Raw genomic sequence first — 16928 nt, 5'->3', positions numbered from 1 at the left:
GCTCCTTAAACGAGATCAGGTTGAGCAGTGGGGAAAGGAAGATCAGCAATGCCCACCATCTCAGCTGGAGGGCCGGTACGAATGAGATCGACGTATTTCTGAGCGGTTTCGGCATCTACCTCCGGCAGCGCCTTGCACACGGCGACGATTAGGCGCACATAAGGCGAATCCTGTTGTGAAAGTGCAGCACGCAGCACCTCTATGCCCTCGCGATAGCTCGCCAGCATCTCAACGGCGCGCGCATGGTCTTTGCCCTCGGCGAGTCCTAGCGCTTCCAGAACCACGCAGAGGTGGTCCGGCAATTCATTTTCTGCCAGCTGGAAACCAAATGACTCAAGCTGTTGGGAGAAAGACAAGATGGCCATTCCGCGCTGCCGGGTATCGCCGACGGCGTAGTAGGACAAAAACAGCGAGCAGCGGCGACGCTGATCGAAGGTCTCAACGTAGTGCTCCTGCAGTGCGCGCAGCCCCGCGGTACGGGCGGCGTCGATAAAGCCCATGAAATCCGTTGCCAGCGCCATTGGTAGCTGGTCGAGCTGGTCCTGGACCACGTCCAAATGGGAGAGAAAATCCTCCTCCGGGTAGCGCAGCAAGACGCTGGCCGCCATGGCGACGATACGCCGCTGGGTCTCATCGACCGCCACCGGTGTCACGAAGTCAGTGGGGACCTGGCCGGTGTGCGTGCGTGCCGTGCGCTTGACATCGGCAGCTCCGCCCAAAGAGCCGATGCCGGCAGGCACACCGCTGACGGTGCCGAATCCTGCCACGGCGTCATCTTGCGGAGGTTGAGCCGCACGGGCGGCAAGTTTTTCAAAGATATTCATCTTTCAGACTTACCCCCTAGTCGCGGTTTGGGAACATCGAATCGGGGCGGTCACCAGTCCACGACAGCAGGGAAACCGTGCCGGAACCTGCTGCCGCGCCGTGCGTGCAGGCCTCCGGCGCGCCCATGCCCAAGTCGTGGAAGACGTCCTCGGAAGCGCGTGCCGGGTCGACGTCGCCGAAAGGATCCAGCGAAGCGATGCCACGCGGGGTCTCCGGGGAGGCAGTCGGGATGACGTAGCGGTCGTCGTACTTGGCGATGGAAAGCAGGCGGTACATAGCCACCATGTCCTCTCCGGTCATGCCGACGGCCTGTGCAATTTCCTCCTGTGGCTCGTTGCCCAAGTTGATATCGCGCATGTAGGAGCGCATAGCGACGAGGCGGCGCAGCGACTTTTCCACTGGCACAGTATCGCCTGCGGTGAAAAGACCTGCGAGGTACTCCAGCGGAATACGCATGTTAGACAGCGCGGAGAAGAGGATCTTGTGGTCCTCGCCGTCATTGCCGGTGGCGCTTACCTGGTCCACGATGGGCGAAAGTGGCGGGATGTACCAGACCATCGGCAGCGTGCGGTACTCAGGGTGCAGCGGAAGCGCGACGTTGTACTTGAAGATGAGGTCGTAGATTGGCGAGTTCTGCGCGGCATTGATCCAGGAGTGCGGGATGCCTTCTTTCTGTGCGGCAGCTACGACAGCAGGGTCGTGCGGGTCCAGCATGATGGACTTCTGCGCTTCAAAGAGGTCCTGATCATTCGGCGTCGAGGCAGCCTCGGCCACGCGATCGGCATCGTAGAAGATGACGCCCAAGTAGCGCAGGCGGCCCACGCAGGTTTCAGAGCAAACCGTGGGCTGGCCTACCTCAAGGCGCGGGTAGCAGAGCGTACATTTCTCGGCCTTGCCGGTCTTGTGATTGAAGTAAACCTTCTTATAAGGGCAGCCCGAGACACACATGCGCCAGCCGCGGCACTGGTCCTGATCCACGAGCACGATGCCGTCTTCAGCGCGCTTGTACATCGCGCCGGAAGGGCACGAAGACACGCAGGTGGGGTTCATGCAATGCTCGCAGATGCGTGGCAGGTAGAACATGAAGGAGTCCTCGATCTCCTTCTTTACCTGCAGATTCATCTGGTGCAGGGTAGGGTCCTGGTCCATGGTCTCAACAGAACCACCCAGGTTGTCATCCCAGTTGGAAGACCACTCAATCTTGTTTATTTCGCGGCCATCGATTTGAGAGACCGGCTTTGCGGTGGGCTGGGTCTTTTGACCAGCCTTGGCACCCATCAGATCCTCGTACTGGTAGCTCCACGGCTCGTAGTAGTCCTGGATGGTCGGCAGGTTCGGGTTATGGAACAGGGTAGCCAGCTTCTTCAAGCGTCCACCGGCCTTGGGTTTGAGCTTGCCAGAGCCGGTAAGCTCCCAGCCGCCCTTCCACTTTTCCTGGTCCTCCCAGGTGCGGGGGTAGCCCACGCCGGGACGAGTTTCAACGTTATTGAACCAGATGTACTCGGTGCCTTCGCGGTTGGTCCATGCCTGCTTACACGTGACTGAACAGGTGTGGCAGCCGATGCACTTGTCCAGGTTCATGATCATGGAGATTTGGGCCATGACTTTCATTAGTAAGAAACCTCCTGGGAGCGACGGCGCACGCGGGTGACTTCGTCGCGGTTGTTGCCGGTTGGGCCGATGTAATTGAAGTGATAGGTCAGCTGGCCGTAGCCGCCGGCAATGTGGACCGGCTTGATAGAGATACGGGTCAGCGAGTTGTGCGTGCCGCCGCGGCGGCCGGTGAACTCGTTGATTGGGGTACCTACGGTGCGTTCCTGGGCGTGGTTGCAGATCATTGTGCCCTCCGGGATGCGGTGGGACACGATGGCGCGGGCGGAAACGATGCCGTTGCGGTTGTAGACCTCAACCCACTCGTTGTCCTTCACACCGATCTTTGCGGCGTCCTTGTCCGACATCCAGACCACCTGGCCACCGCGGGAAATAGACAGCACGTGCAGGTTGTCGAAGTATTGCGAGTGAATCGACCACTTGTTGTGGGTGGTGAGATAACGCAGGGTGACCTCGACTTCGCCGCGCTCATTCTGCAAGGTCTGGCCCGGCGCGAATTCGCCGTGCATATGCAGATGATCAAGCGGCGGGCGGAAGATAGGCAGCGCCTCGCCGTAGTCCATGAACCAATCGTGGTCGATGTAGTAGTGCATGCGGCCGGTCAGCGTGTGCCATGGCTTGTCGAACTCGACGTTGATGCTAAACGCCGTGTAGCGGCGCTTATTGCGCTTGTCAGCCGTCCATTCCGGCGAGGTGAGGACCTCGGTCGGGCGCTCCTTGATGGAATCCCAGCTGATGCGCACGTCCTCATCGGAGGCCGCAAGCGGTGTCATGTCACGGCCGGTGCGCGAAGACAGATACTCGAAGCCTTGCTTTGCCAGCTCGCCGTTGGATACACCGGACAGGTGCAAGATGGCGTCGATGACCTTTGTGTCTTTGCTCAGGTCAATGAGCTCACCCATTGAGGTCTTCGAGGTTCCACAGATGAGCTCAAGCTCCTTGACCTGCTTTTCCACGTTGAACTTGGTGCCATGCACCACAGTCCCGGCCTTGGCCGGCAGCGGGCCCAAGTGAGTCCACTTCTCATAGATCTTGGTGTAGTCACGCTCCACCACATGCAGCTTCGGCATGGTAACCCCTGGCACCAAGCCGAGCTTTTCGACGTCGGGCACAATGCCGTTTGGCATGCTCAACTCATCGGGGGAGTCGTGGTGGCTCGGTTGCGTGATGATGTCAGTTTGCACGCCGAGCCACTTTGCGGACTTGGCAGAAAGCGAAGCTGCGAGGTCGCGGAAGACCTCGAAGTCGGTGCGGGCCTCCCACGGCGGGTTGATGGCCGCGTTGAAGGAGTGCAGGTATGGGTGCATATCCGTCGAGGACATATCGTGCTTTTCATACCAGGTAGCTGCTGGCAGCACGATGTCAGAGACCAAGGTCGTCGACGTATTGCGGAAGTCCGTGGTCATCATGAGGTCGAGCTTGCCCTCAGGAGCCTCATCAACCCACTTGATGGTGCGTGGACGATCCTCGGCAGCGAGCTCTTCGGCCGTGGCATCGGAGTCGATTCCGAGCAAGTGACGCAGGAAGAACTCGGTGCCCTTTGCAGAAGAACCCAGCAGGTTGGTACGCCAGTTCAAAAGAATGCGCGGCCAGTTTTCTTCTGCCGAAGGGTTGTCGTAGGAGAACTCGAGGTCGCCATCTTTGAGCTGGCTTACAACGTAGTCATTGATGTCGACGCCTTTTTCCTTTGCCTCTGCCGCAAGCAATAGGTTGTTGCGGTTGAACTGCGGGTAAGCCGGCATCCAGCCGCGACGCATAGCCTCAGCCATGGTGTCGGAGACCATCTTGTCACCGATGACACCGTGGCTGGCCAGGGGCGAACCCAGATGGGAGGCGCGGGAGTTGTCGTAGCGGTATTGCTCGGTGGCGAAGTAATAGAAGCCTGTCGAAATCATGTGGCGCGGAGGACGCTGCCAGTCGGTGGCCATGGCCCACTGGGTCCAGCCGTTGATAGGACGCAGCTTCTCCTGGCCCACGTAGTGAGCCCAGCCGCCACCGTTGACACCCTGGGTACCGCACATCGAGGTCAGCGCCAAGAAGGTGCGGTAGATGGTATCTGCGTGGAAGTAGTGGTTGACGCCGGCACCCATGATGATCTGGGAGCGCCCCTTGGAATCTGCGGCGTTCTGCGCGAACTCACGGCCGATGCGGATGGCGGTATCGGCAGGCACGCCGGTGAGGCCCTCCTGCCAGGCTGGCGTGCCCACTTCGGAGGCATCGTAGAAGTCCTTCGGCCAGGAACCTGGCAAGTTAAGCTCTTCGCGATTGACGCCGTAGTGCGCGAGCATGACGTCGAAGACCGTGGTCACGAGCTTGCCGTCGACGCGACGAACCGGCACACCGCGGTGCACAATGCCCGTGCCAACTGGCTTGTCGGTGCCGATGTCGGCTGGATCCGCATCTAAGTCGAAGCGCGGGAAGAGTACCTCGGCGGTCTCGAAGGAATCGGTCTCTGCGATGGACATGACAGGATCGGCGTTGTCGAGGGAGAGGTTCCACTTCGCCGAGTTGTTGTCCCAGCGGTCAGCGACGGTGCCGCCCGGATCGACTACCTTGCCGTCTTCTTCCATGACCAGGCCACGGTGGGTGGCGTTTGGCGAGGAATTCAGCTCCGCATCGGAGACCTGGGAAGCCGTGAGGAACTTGCCTGGGGTATAGGTTCCGTCCTCGCGCTCGTCCAAGGTGACCAAGAAAGGCGAGTCCGTGTACTTGCGCATGTAGTTCAAGAAGTACGGTTCTTGGCGCTCAACGTGGAACTTCTTCAAAATGACATGCCCCATGGCAAAAGCCAAAGCGGCATCAGAACCCGGCTCGATGCGGGCCCACTCGTCGGCGAACTTCGTGTTGTCAGCGAAGTCCGGCGAAACCACGACGACCTTGGTGCCTTTGTAGCGTGACTCCACCATGAAGTGTGCATCCGGGGTACGGGTAACAGGGATGTTGGAGCCCCACATCATGAGATAGGAGGAGTTGTACCAGTCACCGGATTCCGGCACGTCAGTCTGATCACCGAAGGTCTGGGGGGATGCCGGCGGCAGGTCGGCGTACCAGTCATAGAAGGACAGAGCGACGCCGCCGATGCTCTGCAGGAAGCGGGTGCCGGCGCCATAAGAGACCTGCGACATGGCAGGAATAACTGTAAAGCCGAAGATGCGGTCCGGACCGTACTTGCGAATGGTGTAAACGTGCGCCGCAGCAGCGATGTCGATTGCCTCTTCGTAGCTGATACGAATCAGGCCGCCCTTGCCACGCTGGGAGATGTAAGCCTTGCGCTTTTCAGGATCTTCCTGGATGGCACGCCATGCGAGGACAGAGTCGCCGCCGTTTTTAGCTTTTTCCTCACGGAACATGTCCACCAGAACGCCGCGCGCATAGGGATAACGCACGCGGGTAGGCGAGTAGGTGTACCAGGAGAAAGAAGCACCACGAGGGCATCCGCGCGGCTCGTATTCCGGCATGTCATTGCCGGTGGTCGGGTAGTCCACGGCCTGGGATTCCCAGGTGATGACGCCATCTTTGACGTAGACTTTCCACGAGCAAGAACCCGTGCAGTTGACGCCGTGTGTAGAGCGAACCATTTTGTCGAAGGCCCAACGGTTACGGTAGAAGACATCTGCCTGCCTGCCGCCCTTCAAAAACAGCTGTTGGCCAGAGTCGCTGGCTTCGCCTTTGCGCAGATAGGCGCCGAGCTTGAAAAGGGAGCTGGGGCCGGATTTATTTTCAGTCATGGGGGTGGGTTACTCCTTTAGGAAGGCGTGGTTTAGCCGGGGAAAGGCGCGCGTGGACGGGCGTAGTAGATCCACACGAGGACAGAGGTGATTGCGAAATACACAACGCAACCCCAGAAGAACGTGGCGGCCGGCATCATGGAAAGCAGCACGCCTACGACGAACGGGCCGAAGGCGCCGATGGCACCAGTCCAACCGATGACGCCGCCTGCCTGACGCTTCGGCAAAACCATTGGCATCTGCTTGAAGGTGCCGGCATTGCCCAGACCGGTGAAGAAGAACATGATGAGCATGCAGGTCAAAAAGCCCTTGAACTCGCTCGGGTCGGAGGGGTTTAAGAAGAGTGCAGAAAGGGCAGTAAACACCGTCATGCCTACACAACCGACGAAGGTCCAGATAGCGCCGCCGAACTTATCGCACAGCGGGCCCCACAGCGCGCGGACCAGCGCGCCGATCAGCGGGCCGAGGAAGGCATAGGCAGCCCCGCGCGGCAGGTCATCGAACTGGCCAGCAAACTGAGAATCGGCGCCGAAGGTCTGGTTGATAAGAAGCGCCATTTGAGCCGCGAAGCCAGAGAAAGCGCCGAAGGTCATCAAGTAGACAACGGTCAAGATCCACGTGTTCTTGTTGCCGAAAATATCGATCTGCTGGCGGAAGTTTGCCTTGACTGGAACGTCCTTGAGCAGCATCCATGCGAGAACAGCACCAACTAGTGCCCATGGAACCAAGAAGATTGCTGGGTTGTGCACGAAGATTGCGCCATCATCTGTGCGCTGTGGTGCCACGAAGCCGATTCCCAGGAGGGTAAAGCCCATCAGCCACGGCGCAACCAGTTGAATGAAGGAAATACCGAAGTTGCCCAAGCCTGCCTGCAGGCCGAGGGCGGTGCCGGACATGCGCTTAGGGAAGAAATAGCCGGTGGAAGGCATAAAGCCAGAAAAGACGCCGCCGCCGATACCGGACAGGAAAGCCAAGGTTAAAAGCCACCAGTACGGGGTGGAGGTGTCCTGCACGGCGAAGAACCAGCCGAGCATCGGGATGATGAACAGCAGGGAGGACACGAACACCAGCTTGCGGGTGCCGATGATAGGTGGCAGGAACATAAACAGCAGGCGGAATAAGCCGCATGCGAGGCCTGCAATGGAGGTCAGCCAGTACAGCTGACTCTTGCTGAGATCGAAGCCGATCTGGTTGAGCATCGGTGCAATTGCGGAAACGAGATACCACGTTGCAAAACCGATGATCAGCACGAAGGTGGAAACCCACAAGGTTCGCCACGCAACCTTGGAATCCCAGTGGTCTTTTTCTTCGGGGTTCCATCCTTGGATGGTCTTGCCCGACGTATCAAGTGCAGTCATTATTCCTCGGTATTCTCGTAGAAACTTTCTCTTTCTAATGTAGTTTCAATTATCCTAAAAAGAGGAATTTTCTACGGAATTCTTCGAGTTTAATTAGGGAACATTAGTGTTGCGGAAATATTTCATATACCGACCTTTCGCTGGTTAACCCGTCAAGGGGTAGGAAACTGCTGCTTATGACCCGTTTCTGTTAAAAATGTCACACCATTAAACCGAGGTAAAGGACGCCCACATGAAACCTGCCACCGCTGCCATAATCGTCACCGCTGACCGCGTTTTGAGCGGCGCAAAGCCTGATTCTGCAGGCGCCTTGGCCAAGGAGCTTTTGTTGGCTCAGGGGCTCAAAGTGGCGAGCCACGATGTCGTTGCGGAAGGCTACGCCCGCGTGGCCGAAGCACTGCGCGAGCAAGTACGGGCCGGCGTCGACGTCATTGTGGTCATCGGAGGAACTGGCATCGGTCCCACCAACTACACACCTGAAGTAACCGAAGAGTTCATTGCTGCCCGCCTGCACGGGCTGGAAACCCAGGTGCTGATCAAAGGCCTAGAGGGTTCGCACAAGGCTGGCCTTTCCCGCGGGGTCATTGGCATGACTGACCGCGGCTGTGGCTCGCTGATTATCAATTCCGCGTCCTCCCGCGGCGCAGTTGCTGACACCTTGGGTGTCGTTCTCCCTTTGCTCGGGGATATTTTTCGGGACGCGAAGGGTAACTGATAAGCGCGGTTACTTATTAAGCACGGCGGCGCTCCCACTCGGCGAGTTCAGCCAAAGTATCGTAGTCCATTTCCGCGCCTGTACCCGGCACCGCGATGAGGCGGGGGACTGCGTGCAACAGCCTGCGGGCTGACTTGTTGTGCAGGCAGTCGAAGGAATCTACCGCTTGGCGCAGGCCGTCGTAGTGCCACAGTGCGCACAGCGGCTGAATAAAATCGCCGCTTAAAGCTGCCGCTACCGAGGGAATCGAGCTTTGCGCTCCGCAGGCGGCGAGTTTTTTCAACAACTTTGGCAGCATTTGGGGCGAATCCGGCGCATCCACAGATAACACTGCGATATAGCGAAGTGGCGCTAAACTACGTGCTTCCAGGTTCTTCAGGCCTGCCGCGATGCCAGCTGCAGGCCCACCAAAAAGCGGATTTTCGCATACCTGCGGCAGGCCCAGCGGAAACGGGGAAACCACGCAGACCGGCGCGCCATAAGGAAGCTGTCTGCGCACGACGTCGACAAGCCTTTCGCCCCGCACACGCACCGACCCCTTATCGCGCCCGCCCATCCTGGTGCCGCGGCCGCCTGCCAGGATGATGACTCCTAGCTCGTGCGGTTTGTAGTTCAGCATTGCCTAGGTTTTAGGAAGCTCGCGGCTCCAGTCGCCGGAACGGCCACCGGATTTTGCGGTGATCCCACAGCGGCGGATAAAAGCGGAGCGGTCGACGCCTTTGACCATATCGATGATGGACAGCGCCGCGACGTTGACCGCGGTAAGCGCCTCCATCTCCACACCGGTGCGATCGGCGGTTCGCACCGTTGCCTCGATGAAGACGTGGTCGTCTCGGATTTCTAGATCGACCGAGCAACCATGCACGCCGATGGTGTGGGCGAGAGGAAGCAGTTCCGGAACCTTCTTGGCCGCCGAGATGCCGGCGATGCGCGCGACCGCTAGCACGTCGCCCTTGGGAACCGTGCCGTCGTGAAGCGCTGAAAGAACCTCACGAGAACATGCAACCTCGCCTTGCGCGGTAGCGGAGCGGACGGTGGGCTGCTTTTCTGTCACATCCACCATGTAGGCGGAGCCGGAGGAATTGAGATGGGTAAATTTCATGGGTTCTAGTCTAATTAAGGCCTAATCGAGAATTAATAGATAACCACGCGGACCTCATCGCCAGCCTGAATTTCGGAGGTCACCTCAACCAGGCCGCACGTGCCATGGAGCGAGGCCACGAAGTGGCTGCTCAACCCGCTGGCAAAAGGGTACGCCACGACGAATTCGCCGAACTCCAAGCGCGTGGGCACAAATGCCGTGCCGTGCTTGTGTGCCATGGGGAACTCCTCCCCGGCGCGCGCGACGATGGTGCGCCCGCTGCAGACCTTCGTGCGGGCAGGGCGCCCGCTCAAGGCCTCGAGGAAAGGCGAAACATACAGGTGATAGGAAACAAACGCCGCTACGGGATTGCCCGGCAGGGAGATAACCGGCAAACCTCCATAGAGGGAAAAACCTTGCGGCGTGCCCGGCTTTTGCTTGACCCCGCCAAACCAAGCCTCACAGTCCTCTGCGGCCTGGAGCGCGGTCTGCGTAACGTCGAAGGCGCCGGCGGAAACACCGCCCGTCGTGATTACTACTTCGTGGGAATGAAACAGCTGCTCAATCGTCTCGCGCAGCTGCTCCGGGGCGTCGGAAGAGCGCTTGTGCGTTACCACCGCGTGCGGGATAGTGGAGCGAATCAGCGACTCGATCATCGGCCCATTCGAATCGGGTAGCTGGCCCGGCTCGAGGCTTGAGCCCTCGACCAGTTCGTCGCCGGAGGAGACCACGCCTACGAGAATGGGGCGGTAGACGCGAACGTGCGTGATGCCAGCCGAAATCAGCGCGGCAATAAGGCCGGCATCGACCACGGTGCCCGGCTTGGCGATGGTCGCGCCCTCCCGAACGTTTTCTCCCTTCGGGCGGATGTGCGTGCGCCTGGATGTCTCGTTGATGGTGACCTCACTCGGCAGCTCGTGTGGGCCGGCTGGAATATCGGTCAACTCCACCGGGACTACAACTAGGTCATCGTTGTCCTCCGGAACCGGCGCGCCGGTCATGATGCGCACCGCCTTGCCCGCTGGCACCTCCTTGGGGGCCTGGCCCGCCGGAACGTCGCCTGCGACGGGCAAACGCGCAGGCAGCTCAAGCAGATCCTTTACGTGTACCAAAAAGCCATCCATCGCAGAGTTGCTAAACGGCGGCACCGCTAGGCGCGCAGTGACGTGTTCTGCAATAACGCGGCCCAAAAGTTTCTCGTTGACCGGCTGGACTTCCGGAAATACCTCTACCGGCACCGGCCGGGCGTGAGACATTATCGCATCGAAGTGTTCTTGTGGGGAGCGCATACTTTTCAAACTATATCCTTAGCCTTTAGCCACCGATTGCTGCCATCAAGCGATCCGGCTGCAAGAAACCCTCGTCATTCACGCCGTGGCCGGGCAGCTTCGCCCACATTTCGGCGGCCCATGCCTCCATGAGCTCTTCATCGCTGGCGCCCGCGCGTATGAGGTCACGCAGCGAGGTTTCAGAGTTTCCAAACAAGCAGTTGCGCACTGCACCATCCGTGGTCAAACGTGTGCGATCGCAGGAACCGCAGAAGGAGTGGGTGACTGAGGCGATGACACCGATCTTGCCCACATGTTCGCCGCCGCGGGAGGCGTTCCACAATGCCGCGGGTGCGGAGCCGCGCGGTTCACTGGCTGGTTCAAGTTCAAAGGAAGCGCGCAGACGCTCCAAGATATCTTCTGCCGTCACCATGTTCTCGCGGCGCCACTTATCACGTGGCCCCAACGGCATCTGCTCGATGAAGCGCAGCTGCGCGCCCGCCTCGATGCAGTACTCGGCCAGCGGAACGATGGAGTCCTCGTTCACGCCCGGCATGACCACTGCATTGACCTTGACCGGGTGCAGCCCGGCGCGGGTAGCGGCTTCGATGGCTGTGAAGACATCCTGGATGCGGTCGCGCCGGGTTAGCCGGGCATAAAGCTCGCGGTCGGTGGTATCGAGCGAGATGTTCACGCGGTCGAGGCCTGCTTCCACCAGTCCATCGATACGCCGGTCGAGGCCCAAGCCGTTCGTGGTCAGTGCGGTAGACGGTGATTTACCTTCGTCGGTGCGCAATTGCTTAGTGGCAGCGACAATCTTCTCCAAAGACTTGCGCAGGAGCGGTTCGCCGCCGGTGAACCGTACCTGGCGGATACCTAGTTTTTCGACGCCGATGCGGATTAGGCGGATCGTTTCCTCATCGCTCAAGGTTTCTGTGGTGGGAAACCACTCGAGACCTTCAGCCGGCATGCAATACGTGCAGCGGAGATTGCAGCGATCAGTAAGCGAAACGCGCAGGTCGCGGGCCCTGCGGCCGTATTTGTCTAGAAGCGGATAAGTCATTGTCGTCCTAGTCTATAGGCAGAGTGGTCTTATCCATATTAACCCGGAAATATTCGAGTTTAATCCGGGAGCTAATCACGGGGCGGAAAATGCTGCGGCAAGTCATCTAGGCGCTGTGACTCGCCAGGGCCTTTCAGTCGAATGATGTTGTATTCGCCTTCGGCCAAGTGTGAGCGCAGGTCCTTCTTATCGAACTTGCCCACCGAGGTTTTGTCGATGTTCTTTACGAAGGTCCAGTACTCCGGAAGCATCCAGGAAGGAAGCTCCTTGCGCATGCCTTCACGGATGCGCTCGGCGGTTTCGATTGTTGGAGAAAACCCTGGTGCCAACACCGTTACCGCGAGAGGGCGTTCCACCCACTGTTTATCCGGATAACCGATGACCGCGGCTTCCACCACGACAGGGTTGGCCATGATGAGGTTCTCCAGCTGCACGGAATAGATCCACTCACCACCAGAGCGGATGACGTCGCGGGCGCGGTCCTCCACAGTAAGGAAGCCATCTTCGGTGACGGAGCCGACGTCGCCAGTGCGCAGCCAGCCATCCGCGGTGAATTTGGATTCGGCATCCTCGACCTGCTTGCCGCGGAACTCTTCTGCTGAGCCGCCCGGCTCGGAGGTGGGTGAGTGGTAATAAGAGCCCGTGACCAGGTTGCCGCGCACCTGAATCTCGCCGGCGTTGCGGTCGGAACTGGGCACGACCACGCCGTCGTTGACCACGCGGTATTGCAGCGAGGCAGGAAAACGGCCTTGGGAGACGCGGTAGGCCCAGCGGGTATCGCCATCGGCACCCTGGGGTGGACGGGCAACCGTGCCCACCGTGGTGGTCTCGGCCATGCCCCAGACGTGGACAACATCAACGCCGTATCGCTCCTCCCACATCTTGATCAGTTGCGGCGGCACCGGCGAGCCGCCTGCGAAGATTTCCGTAAGCGTCATGCGGCTTGGCGGGTTCTTGAGGTAGTGAACGAAGAGCTGAATCCAAATCGTTGGCACGCCATGCGCCACGCGCGGCGACGTTGCCGCGATGATGCTGGCGAGCGTCGGTGCGGAAACATCGGCGTCGGGAAGCACCAACGGCGTACCCGTCATGAAAGCCGCAAACGGAACACCCCAGCTCAACACGTGATAGATAGGGATGCAGCACAGGAAGGTCTCGCCGTGGGTCACGCACAGTGAGTCGGATGCGCGCAGCTGCATGCTCTCAAGGTAGAGCGCGCGGTGGGAGTAGAGCACGGCCTTCGGTGCGCCGGTGGTGCCGGTGGAGTAACACAAGGCTGCCGCCGTATGCTCTTCCAGCTCCGGCCAGTTGTATTCGGTGGAACGTCCGTCAAGCAGCGCCTCGTAGGAGTACACCTCGACGCCCCGTCCAAACTTTCCTGCGTGCGACTGCGGATTGCTGGCCCCGATAAACAGCACGGCGCGCACGGATTCTGCTCCGGCTAGAACCTTGGCGAGCTGATCTGCCAGACGTGGGTCAGCGACGATGACCTCCACCTCAGCATGGTTAATGATGTGCCGGATTTGGTCATTCATCAGCTGCTTGTTCAAGGGAGTGAAAACAGCGCCCTTGCAGGCTACGCCAAACATCACCTCGAGATGTTCCGCACAATTCCACATGAAGGATGCGACACGCTGATCCCCGGTAACTCCAAGTTCGTCGTGCAGCACGTGCGCGAAAGCTGCGGCTCGTGCGCCGATGGCGGAGAAGCTGGTCTTTTCCGGTTCCGAGTTGCTATGCCACGTGGTCACCTGTGTCTGCCCATGAACGGTGGACCCGTATTCCAGGATGCGTGTAAGGGAGAGCGGGATGTCCTGCATGGTGGAAAGCATGCTGTCTACTTTAGCGGTGTCACTTCCAGCTTGCGCGTACAATGCGTTATAGTTGACAGCGACTGGTGCGGATTGGCTTGACAAGTGTTTCCGAGTCGCCGCGCAACCGAGTATTCCGAGGATGCAACCTCGTGTTACTTTCTCGCTCGCAGTCGCCTTCTACTAATTCTCCTCCGTGGCATTCCTTTTCCCAGGGGAGAGGCCTAGATATTTCACCGCCCGCGCAGTTAACCCGAATAATTCGTTACTTCGGAACTTGCTTCGCTCGTGGCGGCATGCACCATAAAAATACAGATTGGCTTCCAGCGCGTAGGCCACATTTCAGGCTACGCAAATCAATGCTGGTGAAGCGACGAAAGGATATCCGTGAGCAATACGGACAAAGCCGCAGCACAGGATTACGCATCCCTGAAGCTGCCGGAACTGCGCAAGCTTGCTGCAGAGCGCGGCCTTCGAGGCGTCTCTGGTTTGCGCAAGGGGGACCTCATCACTGCACTGACCACTGGCCAGGTTCCAGCCAAGGCCGCCAAAGCTGCCAAGGCCGCAAAGCCCGTAGCGGACGCTGCGCCTGGCGACGCCGCGGCGAAGCAGGAATCTGCAGCCGATGCAGCTGAATCGAAGAACGCTGGCGCAAACCCGCGCCGGGTTCGTAAGGCTACCCGCAAGGCTGGTGCTGCACACGACCACGCAGCGAACGACCACGCGGACAACGACAATTCCGCGAACTTCGCAAACGCCGCAAACGCCGCTGCCGCCGAGGCTCAGAACGAGAACAAGGGCGAGCAGAAAGGCGAGCAGAAGGGCGACGAGCAGCGCTATGAGTCCCGTTCCCAGGCCCGTCGTGCCCGCCGTAACCGTGCTCGCCGCCAAGAGCGCGAGAACGCCGAGAACACCAAGTCTGACAACGATGCTGGCAATGGCGCTGCGAACGAGGGTTCCCAAGATTCCTCCAGCGAGCAGCAGGGCAACGAAGACAAGCGCGAGAACAACGACCGCGGCGACCGTGGCGACCGTGGCGATCGCAACGAGCGCAATGACCGCAATGACCGTGGTGGTCGCAACAATCGTCGCAACACCGATGATGACGATGACAACAACGGCGGACGTCGTAACCGCCGCAACCGTCGTAACCGCCGCAACCGTGGCGGCAACGACAATAACGGCGGCGGCAATGACCTGCAGATCCGTGAGGGTGATGAGGTGCAGGCAGTCGGCGGCATCCTCGAGGTCGTGGACAACAACGTAGCTTTCCTGCGCACCACCGGTTACCGCGCGGCAAGCTCCGACGTCTTCGTGAACAACAACCTCGTTCGCCGCCTGGGCCTGCGCTCTGGCGACGCCCTGACCGGTAAGGTCAAGGTCTCCGGCCCAACGCACACCCACGGCAATGGCCGCAACCGCCGTAAGTACAACCAGTTGGTGCAGGTTGACACGGTTAACGGTGCGGATCCTTCGACCGCGCAGAACCGCCCGCACTTCTCCAAGCTGACCCCGCTGTACCCGAACCAGCGCCTGCGTCTGGAGACCGATCCGAAGATCCTGACCACCCGCGTCATCGACCTCATCATGCCGATCGGTAAGGGCCAGCGCGCGCTCATCGTCTCCCCGCCTAAGGCCGGTAAGACCACCATCCTGCAGAACATCGCCAACGCGATCTCCGCAAATAACCCAGAGTGCTACCTCATGGTCGTCCTCGTCGACGAGCGCCCAGAAGAGGTCACCGACATGCAGCGCAGCGTCAAGGGCGAGGTCATTGCCTCCACCTTCGACCGCCCGCCATCAGAGCACACCTCCGTGGCCGAGCTCGCCATCGAGCGCGCAAAGCGTCTCGTGGAGCAGGGCAAGGACGTCGTCGTCCTGCTCGACTCCATCACCCGCCTGGGCCGTGCATACAACAACTCCTCGCCGGCTTCCGGCCGCATCCTCTCCGGCGGTGTGGACTCCAACGCCCTTTACCCGCCGAAGCGTTTCCTCGGTGCTGCCCGCAACATCGAAGACGGCGGCTCCCTGACTATCATCGCTACCGCAATGGTCGAGACCGGCTCCACCGGTGACACCGTCATCTTCGAGGAGTTTAAGGGCACCGGTAACGCCGAGCTCAAGCTCGACCGCGCTATCTCCGAGCGCCGCATCTTCCCGGCTGTCGACGTTAACCCGTCTGGCACCCGTAAGGACGAGCTGCTGCTCGTTCCGGAAGAGGCACGCATCATGACCAAGCTGCGCCGCATCCTGTCCGGCCTAGACTCCTTCGCCGCGATCGACTTGCTCATCAAGCAGCTCAAGAAGACCCGCTCCAACGGCGAGTTCCTCATGCAGGTGGCAAGCTCTGCACCGATGGTTGCTGACAAGGAAGCTGAGGATTACATCTAATGGCAAGCCAAGTTTCACTCGTTGACGACATCGTCTCCGAGTACCAGGGCATCGAAATGCAGATGGGCGACCCAGAGGTCGCCGGCGATCAGAAGCTCTTCCGCAAGCTTTCCAAGCGCTACGCGGAGCTGCGTCCTATCGTTGCCGTCAACAACGACCTGGTCCAGGCACGTCAGGACCTCGAGGACGCCAAGGAAATGGCATACGAGGACCATGACTTCCAGGACGAGGTCGATCGCCTTGAGCCGCTGGTAGTCGAGCTCGAAGAAAAGCTCGCCGACCTGCTCGCGCCGCGCGATGAGCACGACTCCGAGGACATCATCATGGAGATCAAGGCCGGTGCCGGTGGCGAAGAGGCAGCCCTTTTCGCAGGCGACTTGGCCCGTATGTACGAGCGCTTCGCCGACAAGGCTGGCTTCCAGTGGGAAGTCTTGGGACTCAACGAGTCCGACCTCGGCGGCGTGAAGGACATGTCCATCTCCTTCAAGTCCAAGACCCCGTCCCGCGACGGCGCTTGGTCCGTATTCAAGTTCGAGGGTGGCGTGCACCGCGTGCAGCGCGTCCCGGTCACCGAGTCCCAGGGGCGCATCCAAACCTCCGCCGCTGGCGTGCTGGTGTACCCAGAGCCGGACGAGGTCGAGTCCGTCAACATCGACGAGAAGGACCTGCGCGTTGACGTCTACCGTTCCTCCGGTAAGGGCGGCCAGGGCGTTAACACCACCGACTCCGCAGTGCGTATCACGCACCTTCCCACCGGCTTGGTGGTGACCTGTCAGAAGGAGCGTTCCCAGATTCAGAACAAGGCCCGTGCACTGCAGGTGCTGCAGGCCCGCCTGGATCAGATTGAGCGCGAAGCTCGCGAGGCTGAGGCCGGCGAGCAGCGTGCCTCCCAGGTCCGTACCCTGGACCGCTCGGAGCGCATCCGCACCTACAACTGGCCGGAGAACCGCATTACCGATCACCGCATTGGCTACAAGGCGAACAACCTGGATGCCGTGCTCAACGGTGACATGCAGGATCTCATCACCGCCCTGCAGGCCCAAGAGCGAGCGGAGCGCTTGGAGGCGGAAGGCTAAA

General features: G+C 60.0%; 12 protein-coding genes. 3 read left to right on the top strand and 9 right to left on the bottom strand.

Annotated elements, in window-relative coordinates; genetic code table 11:
* Nucleotides 1–5 precede the first annotated feature (5 nt).
* The 4 genes from narJ to I6I72_RS01515 are packed head-to-tail and all read right to left on the bottom strand — an operon-like array spanning nt 6 to nt 7522.
* Complete coding sequence (narJ, locus tag I6I72_RS01530; protein WP_005532027.1) at nt 6–824, bottom strand: nitrate reductase molybdenum cofactor assembly chaperone; 819 nt, start codon at nt 822–824, stop codon at nt 6–8.
* A 16-nt stretch (nt 825–840) separates the two neighbouring features.
* Complete coding sequence (gene narH / locus I6I72_RS01525) at nt 841–2436, bottom strand: nitrate reductase subunit beta (RefSeq protein ID WP_049062598.1); 1596 nt, start codon at nt 2434–2436, stop codon at nt 841–843.
* Nucleotides 2436–6164 (bottom strand): nitrate reductase subunit alpha, encoded by a 3729-nt coding sequence (locus tag I6I72_RS01520; protein WP_005532030.1) that lies wholly within the window; start codon nt 6162–6164, stop codon nt 2436–2438. Before I6I72_RS01520 ends, narH begins: the two co-directional genes overlap by 1 nt.
* Before the next feature lie 32 nt (nt 6165–6196).
* On the bottom strand, nt 6197–7522 hold the full coding sequence (locus tag I6I72_RS01515) for a nitrate/nitrite transporter (protein ID WP_201807329.1): 1326 nt from the start codon (nt 7520–7522) through the stop codon (nt 6197–6199).
* Nucleotides 7523–7754: 232 nt separating this feature from the next.
* Here I6I72_RS01515 and I6I72_RS01510 point away from each other — a divergent pair, with 232 nt between their 5' ends.
* Entirely contained in the window at nt 7755–8237 is a 483-nt protein-coding gene (locus tag I6I72_RS01510; protein WP_049062597.1) for a molybdopterin-binding protein, read from the top strand.
* A gap of 16 nt (nt 8238–8253) precedes the next feature.
* On the opposite strand, the gene I6I72_RS01505 is transcribed toward I6I72_RS01510, so the two are convergent.
* The 5 genes from I6I72_RS01505 to I6I72_RS01485 form a co-directional block, all read right to left on the bottom strand.
* The gene (locus I6I72_RS01505) at nt 8254–8856 is read right to left on the bottom strand and encodes an NTP transferase domain-containing protein (RefSeq protein WP_005532036.1); all 603 of its coding nucleotides are present in this window, start codon (nt 8854–8856) and stop codon (nt 8254–8256) included.
* A gap of 3 nt (nt 8857–8859) precedes the next feature.
* Nucleotides 8860–9339: a cyclic pyranopterin monophosphate synthase MoaC gene (gene moaC, locus I6I72_RS01500; RefSeq protein WP_005532038.1), complete on the bottom strand. Its 480-nt coding sequence runs from the start codon at nt 9337–9339 to the stop codon at nt 8860–8862.
* Nucleotides 9340–9371: 32 nt separating this feature from the next.
* Complete coding sequence (locus I6I72_RS01495) at nt 9372–10607, bottom strand: molybdopterin molybdotransferase MoeA (protein ID WP_049062596.1); 1236 nt, start codon at nt 10605–10607, stop codon at nt 9372–9374.
* Nucleotides 10608–10632: 25 nt separating this feature from the next.
* The gene (moaA, locus tag I6I72_RS01490) at nt 10633–11649 is read right to left on the bottom strand and encodes a GTP 3',8-cyclase MoaA (protein WP_049062595.1); all 1017 of its coding nucleotides are present in this window, start codon (nt 11647–11649) and stop codon (nt 10633–10635) included.
* A 71-nt stretch (nt 11650–11720) separates the two neighbouring features.
* Nucleotides 11721–13481, bottom strand: a complete 1761-nt coding sequence (locus I6I72_RS01485; protein ID WP_005532044.1) for a long-chain fatty-acid--CoA ligase — start codon at nt 13479–13481, stop codon at nt 11721–11723.
* A 366-nt stretch (nt 13482–13847) separates the two neighbouring features.
* Between I6I72_RS01485 and rho the strand changes: the two genes are divergently transcribed.
* Together rho and prfA are read left to right on the top strand one after the other, a co-directional pair.
* Nucleotides 13848–15851: a transcription termination factor Rho gene (gene rho / locus I6I72_RS01480; protein ID WP_005532045.1), complete on the top strand. Its 2004-nt coding sequence runs from the start codon at nt 13848–13850 to the stop codon at nt 15849–15851.
* Entirely contained in the window at nt 15851–16927 is a 1077-nt protein-coding gene (prfA, locus tag I6I72_RS01475) for a peptide chain release factor 1 (protein WP_005532046.1), read from the top strand. Before rho ends, prfA begins: the two co-directional genes overlap by 1 nt.
* The last annotated feature ends 1 nt before the right edge of the window (nt 16928 follow it).

The organism is Corynebacterium striatum (assembly GCF_016728105.1).
Lineage (GTDB): Bacteria > Actinomycetota > Actinomycetes > Mycobacteriales > Mycobacteriaceae > Corynebacterium > Corynebacterium striatum.
Note: the sequence above shows the minus strand (reverse complement) of the source record. Positions and strands in the feature narration are given on the sequence as shown.

What these genes read in the sequence shown, in the direction of transcription:
- narJ (WP_005532027.1), bottom strand. Translation starts at nt 824, where the DNA reads ATGAATATCTTTGAAAAACTTGCCGCCCGTGCGGCTCAACCTCCGCAA.
- narH (WP_049062598.1), bottom strand. Translation starts at nt 2,436, where the DNA reads ATGAAAGTCATGGCCCAAATCTCCATGATCATGAACCTGGACAAGTGC.
- I6I72_RS01520 (WP_005532030.1), bottom strand. Translation starts at nt 6,164, where the DNA reads ATGACTGAAAATAAATCCGGCCCCAGCTCCCTTTTCAAGCTCGGCGCC.
- I6I72_RS01515 (WP_201807329.1), bottom strand. Translation starts at nt 7,522, where the DNA reads ATGACTGCACTTGATACGTCGGGCAAGACCATCCAAGGATGGAACCCC.
- I6I72_RS01510 (WP_049062597.1), top strand. Translation starts at nt 7,755, where the DNA reads ATGAAACCTGCCACCGCTGCCATAATCGTCACCGCTGACCGCGTTTTG.
- I6I72_RS01505 (WP_005532036.1), bottom strand. Translation starts at nt 8,856, where the DNA reads ATGCTGAACTACAAACCGCACGAGCTAGGAGTCATCATCCTGGCAGGC.
- moaC (WP_005532038.1), bottom strand. Translation starts at nt 9,339, where the DNA reads ATGAAATTTACCCATCTCAATTCCTCCGGCTCCGCCTACATGGTGGAT.
- I6I72_RS01495 (WP_049062596.1), bottom strand. Translation starts at nt 10,607, where the DNA reads ATGCGCTCCCCACAAGAACACTTCGATGCGATAATGTCTCACGCCCGG.
- moaA (WP_049062595.1), bottom strand. Translation starts at nt 11,649, where the DNA reads ATGACTTATCCGCTTCTAGACAAATACGGCCGCAGGGCCCGCGACCTG.
- I6I72_RS01485 (WP_005532044.1), bottom strand. Translation starts at nt 13,481, where the DNA reads ATGCTTTCCACCATGCAGGACATCCCGCTCTCCCTTACACGCATCCTG.
- prfA (WP_005532046.1), top strand. Translation starts at nt 15,851, where the DNA reads ATGGCAAGCCAAGTTTCACTCGTTGACGACATCGTCTCCGAGTACCAG.